Origin of the sequence: Pseudoalteromonas sp. C2R02, assembly GCF_018860845.1 — a bacterium.
In the GTDB taxonomy this organism is placed as follows: domain Bacteria; phylum Pseudomonadota; class Gammaproteobacteria; order Enterobacterales; family Alteromonadaceae; genus Pseudoalteromonas.
This window is the reverse complement of the sequence record NZ_JAHKQC010000023.1, coordinates 93935-112534: the sequence shown is the minus strand read 5'-3', so window position 1 is coordinate 112534 and position 18600 is coordinate 93935. Positions and strand designations below refer to the sequence as shown.

Here is an 18600-nt window from a genome sequence, read left to right as displayed (position 1 = left end):
TTAGCGTTCACACTTAGGTCTAGGGTTAAACTCACTGACTCTAACAGGTAACTTAATAACAGTGCCACAGCCAGGTGGCGCTTGTTTGCCAGTCTCTTCATTTACAAAGGCCCATTTAATCGTGTTTGGTCGTGTTTCAGCAATTGATTCAGGATTCAGCTGTTTTAAATAACGAATATAAAGCTCTAATGCACCGCTGCTACCCGTCAGTGAAGTCGATTTATTATCATCACGGCCTACCCAAATTACAGTAGCTGTATTTTGGTCAAACCCTGCAAACCAGCTATCTCTCAAATTGTTTGTGGTGCCTGTTTTACCTGCTAATTGCATTGTAGGAAAATGAGATTTCAAGCGTTTTGCGGTACCTTCACGCGTTACTTTTTTCATTGCATATCGCGTTAAATAGCTAGATTCTTGATCAAACACTTTTTTAGGTTTTGCTTTATGTTGATGCAATATATTACCAACCGAATCGGTAATGGCAGCAATTGAAGTGAGTTTTTGGTAATAACCCGATAAACCTAGAGTTGTATACATTTGAGCGACTTCAAAGCTCGACATTTCAACCGCACCTAACAATAAAGAAGGGTATGTTTGAATTTCTTGTTTTGCACCGAGCTTGTTTAAAGTGTTAGCAATATTTTCAACGCCGACTTCTAAACCTAAATGCACGGCAGGCAAATTAATACTATTACTAAATGCTTTATACAGCGGCATAGGACCACGGAATTTTCTATCATAATTTGCAGGCTGCCAGTTGCGCCCTGTTTCATCATTAAGTGTTATTGCTTCATCTTGTAATAAGCTCCCTAAGCTATATTCAGGCTCCTGTAAAGCTGTTAAATAAACTGCAGGTTTAACTAAAGAGCCAATATTGCGTTTAGCATCTAATACGCGATTAAAACCTGAATACCCAGTTTTACGCCCTGCAACTAAAGCGGAGACCCCAGCATGTTGTAAGTTCACTGAAATCATAGCCGCTTGCAATTTGTCGGCTTTTTTACGTTTTTCTAAATAATACAGACTATTTACAACAGAATTCTCCATAGCAGTTTGTTTTTGCAGATCAAAATAAGTAAATACTCGCACACCTGCATCTATGGTATCTACATCAGGTAATAAAGTTTTTAGATGACGACTCACTAAATCTAAATACCCAGGATGCGCTACTTTGGCACTGCGCTTTAACGATTGGATATTAAGAGGACGATTTAATGCCTGTTTATATTCTCGTGGGCTAATAAGTTGATTTTCGGCCATTAAACGCAGCACTAAATCACGGCGTTTCATAGCACGTTCAGGATAACGTCTTGGGTTATAAAATGAAGGGCCTTTAACCATGCCGACTAATAAAGCAACTTGATCAAATTCAAGCTCATCTATTGGTTTAGCAAAGTAAAAATCACTGGCTAGTCCCATACCGTGAACACCTTGATTATAAGCTTGCCCTAAATACACCTCATTTAAATAAGCCTCTAAAATCTGATCTTTGCTATAACGGTAATCTAATATTAACGCTATAAAAGCTTCATTGATTTTACGCCTTAAAGTACGCTCACGTTTCTCATATAAATTTTTAGCTAATTGCTGCGTTAATGTGCTGCCACCTTGAACGGTTCTGCCCGCTTTTATATTGGTATATAAAGCACGTAAAATAGAAAAAGGCGATACACCATGATGGGTATAAAAGTCTTTATCTTCTACAATCTGTAATGTCTCTTTTAGCATGTCGGGCATATGTTCTAGCGGCACAAATTCACGATCTTGCCCTGTTGCGTTGCTCAAGCGAGCAATTTGCACTGGTTCTAGTTTTGCACCACCTAGCTGTCTGCCTCTACTATCTTTAATTGTCACCAAACGCTTAGAGCCAAATACTAACTCAATAATAATATCTGACTCAGTACCGGTATGAAATTCAAAAGCACGGCGATGAATACGAATTCGATGCCCGTTCTTACTTTTATTTATGACGTATTGCCCTGTATTGGTAATATGATTCACTTCAGAATAATTAAGTCGGTTTAGCTCCCATATCACTTCATCACTAGATAAATATTGCCCCGGATAAAACGTCATAGCACGGGCATATATTTGTGCTGGTAGCTGCCATTTATTACCTTCAAATTGGCGGGTTATTTTAGAATCTAAATATATAAAATATAAAATGGCACACAAAGAAACTGCTAAAGCCGACTTCCAAGTAACAGAAAAAATCCAACTAAAAATGCGCGACTTTAACGGTGCTTTAGATATTTTTTTGTTAGTTGTTTTTTTTTGAGTTGCTTTTTTAACGGGTGATTTTTTTGCTGTTTTTTTAGCTGCAGGCTTTTTTACTGATTCTTTTTTTTCAGCTGTTTTTTTCACTGCTTTTTCTTTTGCAGGAGCATTTTTATCTGATGTTTTTTTAGTTGCCATCTATTTTATATTACGTCTTTTATTTACTAGATAAAATAATTTGAAACAAAAAAATGTAACCATTTTGCATCACTATTTAAATTTAGTGTCTAGGATACAGATGTTTTAGCAGATAGAATAGATTTGCTTAGCTGCTCAAGAAAATAATTAAGGAATACGCATGAAATATGTTCGTTTAGGTAGTAGCCCATTAGAGGTATCCCGCATTTGTTTAGGCAGTATGACTTGGGGGTTACAAAATAATCAACAAGATGCTAATGCCCAATTAGATTACGCTCAAGAACAAGGTATTAACTTTATTGATACAGCAGAAATGTATGCAGTACCGCCATCTGAAGAGACTTACGGAAAAACAGAAGCAATAATAGGTAATTGGCTTAATGCTAACCCATCTCGCCGTAAAGAAATCGTACTGGCATCAAAAATTGCTGGTCCTGGTTTTTCTTATATCCGTGAAGGCAGTAAAATTAGTGGTAAAACCGTAGTACAGGCGGTAGAAGACTCCCTAAAACGACTACAAACTGATTATATCGATTTATATCAATTGCATTGGCCAAACCGTACATCGCCACATTTTGGCAATCAATGGCCTGGCAATATCACTTACACAGATGTAAATGCCACTGAACAAACAGAGCAAATGTTAGATATTTTGCAAGGACTTGATAAATGCGTAAAAGCCGGAAAAATAGGTTATTGCGGTTTATCTGACGATACGCCTTGGGGAATAAATCAATATTTACGTTTAAGCGAGCAGCATAACCTACCTCGCATGGTATCAATTCAAAATGAATTTAGCTTATTACATGCTAAAGACTGGCCATATTTAATTGAAAACTGTGTAAACGAAGATATCGCTTACCTTCCTTGGTCACCGCTTGCTACTGGTTTATTAACGGGTAAATATCAAAATGGTGCCCGCCCAGAAGGGAGCCGTTGGACCTTCATGCAACGCAATGGTTTATTTAGAGATACCGAACATTCAAGTAAAGCCGTTGATGCTTATTTAGAAGTTGCAAAACAACATAATATTTCTCCAGCAAAGCTTGCATTAGGTTGGTGCGACCAAGTAAATGGTGTGACTTCTACCATTATTGGCGCCACTAATATGACACAACTTGAAGAAAATATAGCAGCATTTAGTGAGCCGCTGAGCGATGCTGTGTTATCGGATATCAAACAAGTATTAAAACAATACCCTATGCCTTTCTAATTTATTTAAACTTGTTAAAACCCTAGTATTTATAGGGTTTTAACCTATATTCACCTGATTCTTAAATTAATACATATTTTTAAATTAAACACTGTAAAAATAGCTCGCAGACACGTAAAATGCGCGGGTTTATTGATTTCAGGTACCTAAAAATTAGCTATGTTAGATTTTAATCCGTTAAGAGCTCAACCAAAACCAATTCATATTGGTATTATTGGTGGTGGAATAGCAGGTTCAACCATAGCATTACGTTTAGCTGAACTTAATATTCAAGTGACACTTATCGAGAAAGGTCCTTCATTAGTAAATGGTCCGCCAATTTGCCATTTACACGCGGGCGGTAATTTATATCGAGAGATATCAGAAGAGCAATGCATCACGCTTTTACGCCAATCAATTGATACTTTAAAGCTTTATAAACACAGCGCAAATATTCGCCCTACCGTTGTAGCTATCCCTAAAGCAGATAAAGGCAACCCTGAAGATTTAATGTCACGTTTGGAAAAGCTAAGAACTGAGTATGCACAATTGATCACTCAAGATGACTCTAATCAGGTTTTAGGCCCAGCAAACGATTATTTTGCGCTGTATAGTAAAAGTAAATTAATAAAACTGGCTAAAAAAGACTTACCTGAGCAAGCTGAAACTTTAGATGATTGGATGATACCTGTAGCCAAAAACATCGATTTTGATGCTGTTAAATTCCCATTAGTGTTAGTTCAAGAATATGGTTTAAGTGCCTTTAGACTCGCAGCCTCAGCTATTTTAGCCACAGAAAAACTAGAAAGTTGCCAAGTGCTTACAAACACCAAAGTAATTAATATAACTAAAGAAGATAAACATTGGCTATTAGAAACGGATAATCAAGCATCTATAAAAGTAGATTATTTAGTTAATGCATGTGGTTTTAAAACAGGTGAAATTGATGACATGCTAACGTTAAAGCGTGAACGTATGGTGGAGTTTAAAGCAGCTTATATAACCCATTGGCAACAATGTGAAGGTCAGTGGCCTGAAGTTATTTTTTATGGTGAACGCGGCACACCTCAAGGTATGGCGCAATTAACTCCTTACGCCAATGGTTATTTTCAACTACATGGCATGACACAAGATATTACTTTATTCAAAAATGGCTTAGTTGCAACAACTTCAAAAAGTGCTCAACCTCAGTTAGAACAAGAGTTTATTACAAAGATAGAAGATGCTTGGCAAGCTGAAAATATTTATGCCAGAACAAATAAATCGATTTCACATATGAGCCAATTTATACCTAATTTTAGTAGTGCTGAAATGGGCGGAAACCCTTTATTTGGCGCACAACAAATACCCGGTGCTGATGCTGATTTACGCGCTGCTGATGTGACTTTCAGTGGAAATAGCTACGCAAGAGCTGAGATTGTAAAAGCTTCATCGGCGATAGATGGTGCAAACTTAATTGTTGAAAAGTTAGTAGAAGTTGGTTTATTAGATTCAAAATTAGCATACCAAACGGAACACTATCCAGTGACCGATTCATTAAATCAAAGTGAAGTAACAAACCTTGCAGTTAAATTAGCAAAACAAAGAAATTACCCCATTGATTTAGCTAAAGTGGTAGGTCAACTTAACAAGTAAACAGCTCAATAATGGGTATATAATTAATTTATAAACGCTTGCGCTGTATCTGCTTTTTAGAGTGCGCAATTATAACTGCTGTATTAAATAATCAGAGCCAATTACGTCCCATTAGATTGTGCTTATTTTTATAAACACAATATCATATCAACGCCGACTTTACACAACTCAAGCCAAGCGCTTATACTTGACTTATAAGCGTCTTATCCTAACCTTAATATCATAATAGTTAGTCATTAACTAACTAATTTCCGTCAAGTTTCAAGCATTATAAAAATCAATTTCAAAACTGCGATTTGTTGATTTAAAGAGAAAATATGACTCAAAAGCATCAAAAAATTAAATCGAGAACTTTGGTATTGTTAAGCACATTTTTGGTTAATTCATATTGTATTGCACAAAATAATGAATTTGATATGTTGCTTAATCTTAGTTTAGAAAACTTGCTTGATGTAAGCGTATCATCTGCCTCTGGTGTAGAAGAAACCCTGCGAGATGCACCCGCAGCAATGGTGATCATTACATCAACAGATATAAAACAACGCGGATACACCAGTATTGATGAAGTCATTGTTGATTTACCCGGCTTTGACAGCACGGTTACCAATGGTAATGGCGGTGTCATTACTTATCAACGGGGATATCGTACACCCTTAACACAACGCACCTTAATGTTAGTCAATGGCATTGTAGATAATCACTTGTGGTATCACGAAGCAACGCTTTCAAAAAACTACCCTTTATCAAACATCGACAGAATTGAGGTCTTATATGGCCCTGCAGGTGCAGTCTATGGGCCTAATGCATTTTTAGGGATCATTAACATAATTACATTTGATGCCAAAGATACCCACCCGAACGACGATTTTATAAAAGTAAATATACAGTCGGGTAGCTATGATAGCCAAAGTGTTGATTTAACTGCTGGCGGCAACAATGATAATTTCACCTATAACTTTTCAGCTAAATATTACTCAAGTGATGAAGCTGGTATTGATGATTTATCGTCTTGGGGCTTTGTTAATGAAGATCTTCTGAGCAATAAGGATATTTGGGGCCCTGTTATCTACGACACCGCACTGGCCAGCAATTGTAATGCTGATGGCTGTCCGCATAGCTCAAAAAATAATGACTTTGGCAGTTATCATGATCCGCAAAACGAATGGGGCATTCTTGCTGATATTAGCTTCAATCATTTTACTTTAGGTATGATTATGTGGGATATGCGCCACAGCTGGGGACCACAATATCCGCATGATAGAGCCCAGCCCGGCGCACAATGGTACCGAGACTCTCAACAATATTATGTACGTCATCAAAAACCTTATAACGATAAACTGCAGATTAATACGCTTTTACTAACAAGAAATAGTGGCAATGGTGGTTATTGGGTAGAGTCTTTTCCTGGTTCTGATGCTTTAACTGGTCCAGATGTCGTGTCATACCTGACTATTTCAGATTGGCGAACCAGTAATGAAAGCTGGTTATTTAAGCAAGATTACGAATATGACTTTAGCGATACTTTAAAGATAAGCGGTGGTATTAAATTTGAAAGTAAAGAATTAACCAAAGCTTATGATGCATGTGGGTATTATGGGGAAGCTTTTTGTTCATCTGATACGCCAGACACCGCAGGTAATGGCGTGGCACTGAACACAGATGACACAATTAATATTCAGCCAGATACCTTAAGTAAAATGCCGGATGAAAATTTAGCAACACTCAATGATAGAGGCGTTTACGCACAGGGTATTTGGAATATAAACGATTGGCGGATAAATGCAGGCCTGCGTTATGATAAAAATAGCTTATATGGCAGCACATTTAACCCTAGGATCTCCGCTATTTATTATCTTTCTGACAAATCTACCGCTAAATTAATATATGGTTCTGCTTCTCAAGAGCCAGCTCCAATACAACTTTGGGGTGGCTGGAGCGGTCGTTCAGCAAACCCTAATTTAAAACCTGAAAAGGCGCAGAACCTTGAATTTATTTACATGTATCAGCAAGAAAACTGGTTACATGATTTATCAATATTTACCGCTAGATACGATGATGTTGTAAAAGAAGAAGCTGAAAATGCAGGTGAACGCAGTACTATCGGTTTAGAGTATAGAGGTAAATTTCAATACCCTAACTTTATTGATGGCGCCAACAATATAACAGGTCACTTTTATTATACTTATACAAAATCAAAAAGCAGCGTACGCTATGACCATACGTTAGGTTTATGGGTAGGGCAAGGCATTGAAAACTGCCAGGAAGTGTCACAAAATAATACGATAACATATAACCCTTGTGCTGATATGGATGCGGAACTTGGAGATATTTCTCCGCACAAGGTAAATGCAAGTATCAATTTGCCAATCAACGAGTCTCTCAATGTAAACGTTAAAGCTAATTGGATAGCAAGCAAGCCGCTTTATTTAAGGAATGCATTGCGTGCAAAAAATACAGAAAACAAAGCTTATTTAACAGTAGATGCCAATATTACTTATCGATTTGAGCCGTTTCAAATTGGATTTAAAGTGAAGAACTTATTCGATGAAGATTATTATCATTCTGGTGCTGAGGCTGCCGCTAGTGGTGACGATTTTGAAAAACGCTCACAAGGTTGGGCTAATTCGCTGATCCCTCAAACAAAACGTAACTTCATGTTAACTATGAGCATAGTTTTTTAATTGCTAAATAAAGCACTATGTTAGAAAGCCCGATAACAGCTTACATACTGTAACCGGGCTTCAAACTAAAATACCGACTTAAAATTAAAAATTAAAGCACAGTTAATAAGTCTGCAAAATCAGTTAAAACTAGTTCAGGCTGATAAACATCTATCGCTTCACCATAGTTATAACCATACGTTAAACCAACACTTTGCATATTGGCCGCTTTGGCAGCCAAAATATCATTTTTAGAATCGCCTATCATAATACATTCATTAGCAGTAACGGCTAGTTGTTCACATGCAAAATTTAACTGTAACGGATCAGGCTTACGTTTAGCTAAAGTATCACCACCTATTATTAGCTCAAATAAACCATTTAAACCTAAACCCGATAAAATTGGCGCAATAAAACGCTCTGGTTTATTGGTAATAATCGCTAATCTAAAACCTTTTTCTTTTAATGCTTTTAACGTGTCACCTACGTTGGGGTAAGTCACAGTTTCCACACATACATTCGCTTCATAAGCTGCTAAAAAAATAGCTAATGCTTTTTCACTCAGTGCCGAATCAAGTGTTTTAGATACTTCAACTGAGCTTGATAAAGCGCGATTGATTAATACTTGTGCGCCATTACCAACCCAACCATGAATGATATCTTGATCAAATGTCGCCATACCAAGTTCAGTTAATGTTTGGTTTACCGCTAATGCTAAATCAGGTGCGCTATCAACTAAAGTACCGTCTAAATCAAAAAGTAATACATTTTTATTTTCAAATTTCAATTTGGTTTCTCTGATAAAAGAAGTGTGTATATATTAACATCAGGAAGCTAAATTTATATGACATTGTTAATACTAAAGCTCTTTTTGCCGTTTTATTTTAAAACACTTTTAAATCGTTACGCGATAAACCCGTGTTTTAATAAAATAAATACTTTATTATCTAGGTTAATAAAAAAAATAATTTTACATTTGGATAATTTCAAAAATGAGCAATAAATCTATATTCCGCAGCCCTGAAATGATTATCGCTTTATCAGCACTCTTTATCAGTATTATCACAGCAGGTGTTTCTATCTATTCAGCAGCAACTGATCGTGCTTATGCTAAAGCTTCAGTTTGGCCTAGGCTTGAAATATATAAAAGCTTTCATCCAGAAAATTTTTTTGAATATGGCGTGACAAATAACGGTACTGGACCTGCATTAATCAAATATGCAAAAGTGAGCCATGATTCAAAAATAATTAAACAATGGACAGACATATCTAACTTTAAGAACTTCATTCAATCACATACTGGCACTCGTATTTTACCTTCTCAGGGCGTAATAACATCACTTAGATATAAAGGAAAAAATACAAAGTTTTTTTTTGATGCTGATAAAAAAATATCTATCGAACTTTGTTACTGTTCTATTTATGATGAATGTTGGGTAACAGATAGAAGCAATCAACCTACAACTGTCGAGCAATGTATTATCGATGACAAAGAGAAGTTCTTACAGTAACGTTTTTATTCACATTAAAGAAAACAATGAAAAATCAATTATCAATCTACAAAACTTTTACTGTGATATTTTTACCAATAGCAGTGGTTTATCAACTTTTATGGGGTCAAATTTTCACTCATGTATTAGCTGAAAACTGGACGCAAGATAAACAAAATTTATTAACGCAAATAAAGTTCTCTAGTGAGCTCATGATTTATAGTTTAATGCTGTTTATTTTAGTTAAATTTACACACAAACCAAATAAGTACATGGCATATAGTATTTATAGCATTTTGATATTGGTATTATTTATTACAGCTAAAGCCTTAGCTGTATCGCTTAAATTGATATAACTATAAGGAAACCATTAGAAATGGACATTCAAATTAGACATAGTAATCAATCTGATTTTATCGCTATTAAGCAAATTTATGAACAAAAAAGTTGCTATGCTGGTACTTTACAGTTGCCTTTTCCTAGTGAAGATATTTGGCAAAAAAAGTTAGAAAACTGGCCTGATAATGTTCACAGCTTAGTTGCCATGGTAGATAAAAAAATATGTGGTCAAATTAACATTGAACACTTTATCTCTCCAAGGCGAAAACATGTCGCCAGTCTTGGCATGGGTGTCAGCGAAGCTTATCAAGGAAAAGGAGTAGGCTCAAAATTATTAGAGGCAATTTTAGAGCTAGCAACTAATTGGCTTGCAATTACTCGTATAGAGCTTGAGGTTTATACTGATAATCAAGCAGGGATAGCACTTTACGAAAAATTTGGCTTCAGCATCGAAGGTACAGCAAAATCATATGCTTTTCGAAATGGTGAATACGTTGATGTTTACTTTATGGCTAAGGTCACACTTTAAAAATGGACTTAGAATTTATACAAGCCACTACCTCAGATAAAGCCTATTTAATGAGCTTACGTAAGCTCACTATGACTGAGCACCTTGAACGTGCTGGAAGAGTTTATTCTGATGAACAACACCTCGCCCGTATTGAAATGCATTATGAATTTGCCAAGATAATTTTTTATAAAAATAAAAAAGTAGGCACGATAAAATATTTAACTCATGATGCAGCGTTCGAAGTTTTGCAAATTCAAATTCATCCTGAATATCAGGGCAAAGGTTTAGGAAAAATAGTTATAAACTACATAATAAATCAAGCCAATAACAAACCAGTTAAGCTAAGTGTTTTAAAAGGAAATCCCGCTAAAAAACTATATGAAAGTTTAGGGTTTAAAGTAATAAATGAAAATGAACAAGAGTGGTTTATGCAAACTTAACTTTGTTTGTTAAGTTATAAAAAACTAATACACGGAATCAATAAACGGAAAAAAACATGATAAGAACAATCAGCTTCATCCTCTCTATATTTTTTATTTTGCTAAGCCAAAGTACGCTAGCAACTCACTTTAACTTAGGTGAAAGAGTTAAAATCAACTCAAAAGTTTTGAATGAACAACGTGAGCTTCAAGTTTTATTACCTGAAAACTACCAAGCGAACCCAACTGCAACTTACCCAGTGATCTATTTATTAGATGGCGATTATAACTTTCATGCGGTTTCTGGCATGTTAGATTTAATGGCAAATAAAGCACAGTTAATACCTGATGTAATTTTAGTCGGCATTGCTGATAAAGGCACAGATAAGTATCGTCAATATATGACACCTGAAGGATTAACTTCACCTTTAAAAGCAGAAGATAAAGGCAAAGCAAATGAGTTTTTATCTTTTATAAATAAAGAGCTTAAACCTTATATCAATAAACACTACAGAACTGCTGATAATAATATTTTAGTTGGACACTCTATTGCAGGTTTATTTGTTTTAAATGCGCTAGTTGAACAGCCTGACTCATTTAATAATTATATTTCGACAAGTCCATCGCTATGGTTAAACAAACAAGCATTCACTAAAACCGCTAACGATAAAATTGCTAACAGTAATCACAAATCTGTTTCATTATATTTATCTCTAGGCGATGAAACACGTATGAATCAATATGGCTTTATAAATATATTAGATGAACTACAACCTGCCAATATCAATTGGAAATTCACGCATTACCCAGACGAAAATCATAATTCTGTAGGTTTAATATCATTAAGAAACAGTTTAAAATCAATATTTAAAGGCTGGTTCATTGCTGAAAAATTGTTGAGAAAGAAACATACTCCTAACTCTATTGTTTCACACTATGCAAAACTAGTTTCTGAACTAAATATAAATCAAGCTATTCCTACGCCTAGCATTAAATCTGCCATTCGTTACTTTTATATGAATAAAAAAACAGATGAACTCGCACCATTTATGGAACAAACAATCAAATCTCTCCCCGCATCTGAACAAGCATTTATTATCATGCAAGCAAGTTATGTTAGTCACTTTAATTCACCTAAAGCTGCCCTATCGTTACTCAAGTCACTTGAAAGTAAGTTTGAAATGTCAATTGAATACTTAAAAAATATCGCTACGACCTATGAGCAATTAAAAGATGATAAATCAGCTATTTCTTATTTTGAAAAAGCGCTAAAACTTGCTAAAAAGCAACAAGCGAATCAATGGCAAATTAGTATTATAGATGCGAAATTACTTAAATTAAGAGACTAAACGTTACAAAAACAGTTAGCTTATCAACTAGGTTAAACGCTATTGGTAAGCTATAATCTCGCCCTTTTAATAATCCTCAAGAGGCGATAAATGTTTATCAATCCAAACTGGCGAATTTTAACCATAGGCGATGGTGACTTATCTTTCTCTGCTTCAGTATTTAATCATCATAAACCTAAAAAATTAACAGCGACTATTTTTGATTCCTTAAAAACAATCACAGATAAATATGATGACAAAGCTTATCAAACATTACATCAAAATAATTGCGAAGTGCTTACACTATTTGACGTAACAAATAACGACTCTTGGTCAACTTTAAGTAAACATTCATATGATTTAGTAATATTCCAATTCCCGTTAATACCCGCTTTTTCATCTAAAGAAGACTTTCAACAACAATGTGGTCAAACTCCTATTTCAGTTAATACGCTTAATAGACATCTACTACGCTCTTTTTTAACTAACGCTTTTAGCCACTTTTTAGATCCTAAGGGTGAAAATTTATGTTTCATTACTTCTAAGGATGTAAAACCTTATAGAGAATGGGATATTGAAAACTCACTATTATTAGGTCTTAAAAATGACAAAAATCCAATCGCATATTTAGGACAGATGAATTTTGATATCACTAACTTTCCGGGATACAAAATTCGAAATGTTGATAGAGATAAACATGTAAAAGATACCCAAGGTATTACTTATGTTTATAGTAATCAAACCCATACTGAGTTAAGTACAAAACTCACAATACCTCATTATGCTAAAACAAGTTTATCGGATAAGTATTGTGCCTTTTGTCGCGTAGGCCCATTTTTTTCTGCACAAGATAAAATTGATCACCAACAATCAAAACGCCATAAAAAAATGTCTCAATATCATGCTCAATGGCTTCAATCTTTAAATTTAAACTAGAATAACGCTGTAAATATTTCCAAAAAGTCTTTATATTCATTGATATCACCTAATATTCATCTGTTTATTCCCATATGAATACTCAAGAATGTCATTGTTTTTTAAAGATAAAGGAAATAACCCATGACATTAGGTCAAAAAATAAAACACCTCAGAACAGATAAAGAAATGAGCCAACCTGAACTTGCTCAACTCATAGGTATAGAGCAATCTTACTTATCTAAACTAGAAAATGATAAAGCCTTCCCCTCTGATGAGATGTTTAATCAAATTTTAAATGCCTTTGAAATTGAATTTGATAATTTTATAAATCAATTTGAACCTGAGTATATTAAACAAACCTTAAGCAAACTCAGTGTTGTGAAAAGTAACTTAAAACAATATCAAACCCAATCAATGAAATACATGCTACGTTGGATTTGGATTTCTTCATTATTGATTATTTTAGGTGCTACGGCTTTAATATCTGGCGAACAAGAATGGATATATAATCCCGATACCACCCGAACTTTTAGTTATGAATCCTTAGGCATAGTTAAAAAAGATGAGCCTTTACGTATATTTACAGCACATAAAAAACAAATGACTGATGATGTGTTGGCAAGGTTGAATTTTCATCAGTTAGAATTAAAAGAATCAAATGGTGAGTATTTTGTACAAGATGTTGATGGCGGTAAACGGTTTTACTATTTAAGCCGCAAGCAAAAATTTGATACTAATAAAGGTTTTAATAACTGGTTACGTATATTAGGTTTATTTACCGTATTATCAGGTGTGATTGGTCTGTGTATTGAACATAAAGTGAGACAAGTAAAACTGCAGTTTTCACAGTAAGTTTATGACCAACTAATCATTACACTCTCAAACATAAAGCGGTTCCAACCAAGAAAAAGAAGGCTAAGCCTTCTTTTTTATTACTTTAAATAATCACATTTTACTTTTGACGCGATTAGTCGCCTGTACTGTAGCTGGTTCATCTAGCCAAATTGCTTGAGTGATAATGCCCTCTCATTCCTATTACAACATTAAAGCTATCACATTTTACTTTTTACGCGATTAGTCGCCTGTGCTGTAGCTGGTTCATCTGGCCAGAAATGTTTAGGGTATCGTCCCTTCATTTCTTTTTGAATTTCCTTATAACTGCCTTGCCAAAAAGTGGCTAAGTCTTGTGTTAATTGCAGTGGGCGTTTTGCAGGTGATAGTAACTCCATTAGCAATGGTAATTTACCTTGTGCCAGCATAGGCGTACTTGCTAACCCAAACACTTCTTGCATGCGTACAGCCAGTTTTGCAGGACCATCAAGTTGATATTCAATACGTACATTTGAACCACTTGGCACCGACATCCGTAATGGCAAAATGTCATTTAAACTACTTTGCATTTGCCAATCAAATACATTTTTTAACGCTTCTAGATAATTGAATTTTTTTAGCTGTTCTAACTTTTTAATATCCGATAAATATGGCGCTAACCAAGTTTCTAGAGAATCTAATAATAGATTCATATTTATTGGTTTATATTGCTCAGGAAAATACTTAGCAGCTAGAGACATACGTATAAATAGCTGTTTGGCATCTTTATTTTCGACAAATATTTTAAAACCCTGCTTTTTAACTAAGCCTAGCCAGGCTTGTACTCTTAAGCTTTGATCTATGCCTGTATGAATTTGTTGTTCAGTTACACTCTGAGCACCTAACATAATACGGTTTTCATGAATAAAACGCCCTGCTTTTTCATCAAATTCGCAGATTTCTATTTCATTAAATAGGTGTGGTAAAGCCTCTTCAAGCAATGCCATATCACAAGGCGTTGCACTGAAAACTTTACTGCCTTTTAACCCGCCCATTTGTGCAATACAAATAAACTCATCTTCATGCCAATAGTCTTGAGATAAATCAGCACCTGCACCATTGGCAAGTAAATACCCATTGCCACGCCTTTTAGCAAGGCGATCTGGATATGCCAAAGCAAGCAATATGCTTAAATAAGATGATTCTAATTCATATACAGGTTTTAACTTCAAGCGTTTAAGCCAATAACTTAATTGTTTTTTAAATACAGGATGTGGATTTTGCATTTGACTATGTAAAGCAATAGACAGTTCGTCACTGCTTTTGACACGACTTTCTAATAAGGCAGTTAAATACACTGCTAAAACTGTAATGCCGGGATATTGGCTTTCTAATGTTTGCGCTTTTACTAACATATGCGCTAAACGAATATCAGCGCCAAAAGATAATACCTTTTGCCCTATTGTTGTTAGTTTGCCATTTTCATCAATAGCCTCAAGCATGTCTAATAATGATTGTGCTTGTACAATTTGCCCTACTAAAGGTTTATCTAATAAACATAATTCATTTATATCTGCGCCCCACAGCTTTGCTTCAAGTACAAAGTTACTAATATCTGAACTTAATATTTCAGGTAAATCATGGCTATTACGGCGCTCAAAAGTTTGCTTAGAACCTAACCTATATACAATGCCCGATTCAATTCGACCTGCACGTCCCGCTCTTTGCACTGCGGACGATTGCGATATATTGCTGGTAATAAGCTCTGTGACGCCAGTTTTTAAATTAAACTTAGCCGCACGTTTTTTACCGCTATCAATTACGATGCGAATACCCGCTATAGTCAAACTGGTTTCAGCAACATTGGTTGTTAATACCACTTTACGTTTACCTGACTCGGCTGGTTTTATTGCTTGTTGTTGGGTATTTTTATCTTGTTCACCAAATAAGCTAAATACACTTGTATCGGCATCAAGCTCATTTAAATTACGCGCAACAAAATTTATTTCTTTTTGGCCCGGTAAAAAGACTAAAACACTACCTGTTTGCTCTGCTAATGCTTGTTTAATAATACTTGGGATCTGCTCTAACCAGCGAGTTTCGTCTTTTAAAGGAATATATTTTTCATCAATTGGGTAACTGCGTCCTTCACTTGTGATAACAGGACAATCATGATCAAAGGAAGTCAGTTTTTGGGTTATATGTTCAGCATCTAATGTCGCCGACATTAATAATACTTTTAAATCATCTCTTAAAGCAGATTGTGTTTCTAAAGCAAAAGCTAATGCAGTATCTGCAGCAATTGAACGTTCATGAAATTCATCAAATATAATTAAATCTACACCTGTTAATTCCGGATCGTTTTGTAGCATACGTGTGAGCATGCCCTCAGTTACAATTTCTAAACGGGTATCTTTGCTGATTTGTTTTTCTTGGCGTATGCGTAAACCAATACTTTGACCAACCTTTTCATTTTGGCATTGCGCCAAATACCCAGCGATATTACGCGCAGCTAAACGCCTAGGTTCTAACATAATGATATGTTTAAAGTGATTATCTCTAATAAGTTGTAACGGTAACCAAGTTGACTTACCCGCACCTGGCGGCGCTTGCAATAAGGCCATTGTATTATTATTTAAGGTTTCAACTAATGAGGGATAAATTTCTTCAACAGGTAACAAGGTTATTCAACACATAAAAATAGATTTAAAACATTGTAACCCATACATTGCTCTGTTTTACATATTTTGAAACATTTCAACTATGAACTTTTTATTCTTTGTGTGGCCTACTCATATAATCGCATTAGAAAAACTATAAATAGGAAACATCACTTTATGAGTAAATTAAAAACTTTTTGGAAAAATAATAGGCAACTTGTTGTGTTTATCGTTTTAATGTCAGTATTTAGAAGTGCTGTAGCCGATTGGTATACAGTGCCAACAGGTTCAATGCAGCCAACCATTAAAGAAGGGGATCGTATTGTAGTAAACAAAATGGCTTATGATTTAAGAGTGCCTTTTAGTCAAACTTCAATTGTTAGAACAGGAGAACCAAAAAGAGGTGAAATCATTGTTTTTGAATCTGATGCTGCACAAAACAGATTAATAAAACGTGTTATTGGACTTCCGGGTGACAAGGTCAGCTTAAAAGATGAAGTCTTATTTATTAATGGTGAAAAGCTTAACCACACTGTAACAACTCAGAATAGTAATGAACTCTTTGCCAATGAAACAATTAACGGTTTTACCCATAAAATTCGTATCGAAAAAAATGCCAGTGATCAGTTCAGCAATTTTGGTACAACTATCGTGCCCGATGATCATTATTTAGTGATGGGAGATAACCGTAAGAATAGTGCTGACTCACGTGCTTATGGTTTTATACCAAGAAGTGAACTAAAAGGTAAAGCCATGACTGTTGCCTTTTCATTAGATTACGATGATTATTATATTCCTCGTTCAGACAGGTTTATTACAGATCTTTATTCCGAATAAATGAAAAACTAAAGTTTAAAAAAGGCCATTCATTAATGGCCTTTTTTTGTGGTTGGTAACTTTATAGTAAAACCTTTTTACAAGAGTCAAACGTCATTAACTTTGTTAAATAGCTTTCCACTTCAGTGTGCTCTGATAACAGCTTAAAATCACGTGTAACAGTATTTATATAGTGAAGCATTGGCGCTAATAAGGCATCAGCAATGCTTAATTGCTCACCATTTATAACCTGATTATTACTTGCTAGTTCTTGCCCTATAACCCTTAAAGCATTATGAACATTAGGTATTCCCGCTTTAACAACATCCATACGTACAGTGCCGTTTTCTCCTTTTGGGAATGCAAATTCGACTAAAAAATCTCTTAAAATTGCCTTGTCTATATCAATCGATGCAATTGCACAAAAAGCATCATGATATGCTGATTTTTGTTCTTGTTCGAATTGCACTTTAGTACCAGTAAAATTATTATCTAAATAACGACAGATTGAAGCTGTTTCAGCTAATGCAAAATCATTATGCAATAAAATTGGGATCTTGCCATAAGGGTGCATTTTTAAATGTGCTTCACTTTTAAACTCGACAGGTTTGCCTTTTACTTCAAACCCCACTGTATATTTAATTCCTTTTTGTTCACAGATCAGCATAACTGTGCGAACAAAGTTAGATTTAGGTAAACCAAAAATATGTACTGGATCTGAATTAATATTTAAGCTCATTTCTTTTCTTCCTTTATTGTGAATAAATATTAATCTAAGCTGATTTAAAATATGTTCAAGAACATATTTTAAACTTGTGACATAATTCATAAAACTACAAACAAAGAGTATTGATAATGGCTTGGCATAAAGAACATAAACAGCAAACAAAAAATAAGATTTTAGCCAGTGCGGCTAAATTATTTGCTCATAATGGTTTTGAAAAAATCTCTATCGATCAAGTTATGCAAGATGCCAAACTCACCCGAGGCGCTTTCTATTCACATTTCAAATCAAAGAGCGACTTATACTCACAGTCTTTAATTAAAGGCGCGCAAACCGCACAAACCCGTAAGCCTAAAAACAGCAATGCTAGTTTAGTCAATATTGCACAATATTATTTAAGCCAAACTCATAGAGATGAATGCGAAGAAGCCCCCTGCCCCTTAGCCTTTTTAGTATCTGATATTTCACAGCAAGATGAAGAAATAAAAAACACGTATACAAAAATGTTCAAAGGCTTTGTTGAGCAAGCCAATACACATACTGAAGATCAGCAAAAAGCGTTGCAAAGCGTGGTACTTATGATTGGTGGTTTAGCGATTTCTCGAGCACTAAACGATAAAGATTTAAGCAATAACCTTTTAACTGCGTGTCAAAAGGCCATTACTGAAATTTAACAATTAATG

General features: G+C 35.0%; 16 protein-coding genes. 12 read left to right on the top strand and 4 right to left on the bottom strand.

The window, feature by feature from the left end:
* Complete coding sequence (gene mrcB, locus KO527_RS07400) at window positions 1-2415, bottom strand: penicillin-binding protein 1B (RefSeq protein ID WP_216039690.1); 2415 nt, start codon at window positions 2413-2415, stop codon at window positions 1-3.
* A gap of 160 nt (window positions 2416-2575) precedes the next feature.
* Between mrcB and KO527_RS07395 the strand changes: the two genes are divergently transcribed.
* The 3 genes from KO527_RS07395 to KO527_RS07385 all read left to right on the top strand — a co-directional run bounded on the left by KO527_RS07395 (window position 2576) and on the right by KO527_RS07385 (window position 7923).
* A complete protein-coding gene (locus KO527_RS07395; RefSeq protein ID WP_216039689.1) occupies window positions 2576-3628 on the top strand; it encodes an aldo/keto reductase in 1053 nt (350 codons plus the stop codon).
* 159 nt (window positions 3629-3787) lie between these two features.
* Window positions 3788-5242 carry an FAD-dependent oxidoreductase gene (locus tag KO527_RS07390; protein WP_216039688.1) on the top strand — a complete coding sequence of 485 codons (1455 nt, stop codon included), beginning with the start codon at window positions 3788-3790 and terminating at the stop codon, window positions 5240-5242.
* 317 nt (window positions 5243-5559) lie between these two features.
* Window positions 5560-7923, top strand: a complete 2364-nt coding sequence (locus KO527_RS07385; protein ID WP_216039687.1) for a TonB-dependent receptor — start codon at window positions 5560-5562, stop codon at window positions 7921-7923.
* 91 nt (window positions 7924-8014) lie between these two features.
* On the opposite strand, the gene KO527_RS07380 is transcribed toward KO527_RS07385, so the two are convergent.
* On the bottom strand, window positions 8015-8689 hold the full coding sequence (locus tag KO527_RS07380) for a phosphoglycolate phosphatase (RefSeq protein WP_216039686.1): 675 nt from the start codon (window positions 8687-8689) through the stop codon (window positions 8015-8017).
* 205 nt (window positions 8690-8894) lie between these two features.
* Between KO527_RS07380 and KO527_RS07375 the strand changes: the two genes are divergently transcribed.
* The 7 genes from KO527_RS07375 (at window position 8895) to KO527_RS07345 (ending at window position 13759) form a co-directional block, all read left to right on the top strand.
* Complete coding sequence (locus KO527_RS07375; protein WP_216039685.1) at window positions 8895-9413, top strand: hypothetical protein; 519 nt, start codon at window positions 8895-8897, stop codon at window positions 9411-9413.
* 26 nt (window positions 9414-9439) lie between these two features.
* Window positions 9440-9748: a hypothetical protein gene (locus KO527_RS07370; protein WP_216039684.1), complete on the top strand. Its 309-nt coding sequence runs from the start codon at window positions 9440-9442 to the stop codon at window positions 9746-9748.
* A gap of 20 nt (window positions 9749-9768) precedes the next feature.
* Window positions 9769-10260 carry a GNAT family N-acetyltransferase gene (locus tag KO527_RS07365; protein ID WP_216039683.1) on the top strand — a complete coding sequence of 164 codons (492 nt, stop codon included), beginning with the start codon at window positions 9769-9771 and terminating at the stop codon, window positions 10258-10260.
* Window positions 10261-10262: 2 nt separating this feature from the next.
* The gene (locus tag KO527_RS07360; protein ID WP_216039682.1) at window positions 10263-10682 is read left to right on the top strand and encodes a GNAT family N-acetyltransferase; all 420 of its coding nucleotides are present in this window, start codon (window positions 10263-10265) and stop codon (window positions 10680-10682) included.
* A gap of 56 nt (window positions 10683-10738) precedes the next feature.
* Complete coding sequence (locus tag KO527_RS07355; RefSeq protein WP_216039681.1) at window positions 10739-12010, top strand: alpha/beta hydrolase-fold protein; 1272 nt, start codon at window positions 10739-10741, stop codon at window positions 12008-12010.
* A 90-nt stretch (window positions 12011-12100) separates the two neighbouring features.
* Entirely contained in the window at window positions 12101-12925 is an 825-nt protein-coding gene (locus tag KO527_RS07350) for a class I SAM-dependent methyltransferase (RefSeq protein WP_216039680.1), read from the top strand.
* Between the two features lie 123 nt (window positions 12926-13048).
* Window positions 13049-13759, top strand: a complete 711-nt coding sequence (locus KO527_RS07345; protein ID WP_216039679.1) for a helix-turn-helix transcriptional regulator — start codon at window positions 13049-13051, stop codon at window positions 13757-13759.
* Window positions 13760-13959: 200 nt separating this feature from the next.
* Here the strand turns inward: KO527_RS07345 and hrpB are convergent, their stop codons facing one another.
* On the bottom strand, window positions 13960-16398 hold the full coding sequence (hrpB, locus tag KO527_RS07340; protein ID WP_216039678.1) for an ATP-dependent helicase HrpB: 2439 nt from the start codon (window positions 16396-16398) through the stop codon (window positions 13960-13962).
* 156 nt (window positions 16399-16554) lie between these two features.
* Between hrpB and lepB the strand changes: the two genes are divergently transcribed.
* On the top strand, window positions 16555-17214 hold the full coding sequence (lepB, locus tag KO527_RS07335; RefSeq protein ID WP_216039677.1) for a signal peptidase I: 660 nt from the start codon (window positions 16555-16557) through the stop codon (window positions 17212-17214).
* A gap of 61 nt (window positions 17215-17275) precedes the next feature.
* Here the strand turns inward: lepB and KO527_RS07330 are convergent, their stop codons facing one another.
* Window positions 17276-17932, bottom strand: coding sequence for a glutathione S-transferase family protein (locus KO527_RS07330; RefSeq protein ID WP_252733522.1), 657 nt, complete (start codon window positions 17930-17932; stop codon window positions 17276-17278).
* A gap of 116 nt (window positions 17933-18048) precedes the next feature.
* On the opposite strand from KO527_RS07330, the gene KO527_RS07325 reads away from it, so the two are divergent.
* A complete protein-coding gene (locus tag KO527_RS07325; protein ID WP_216039676.1) occupies window positions 18049-18591 on the top strand; it encodes a TetR/AcrR family transcriptional regulator in 543 nt (180 codons plus the stop codon).
* Window positions 18592-18600 lie beyond the last annotated feature (9 nt).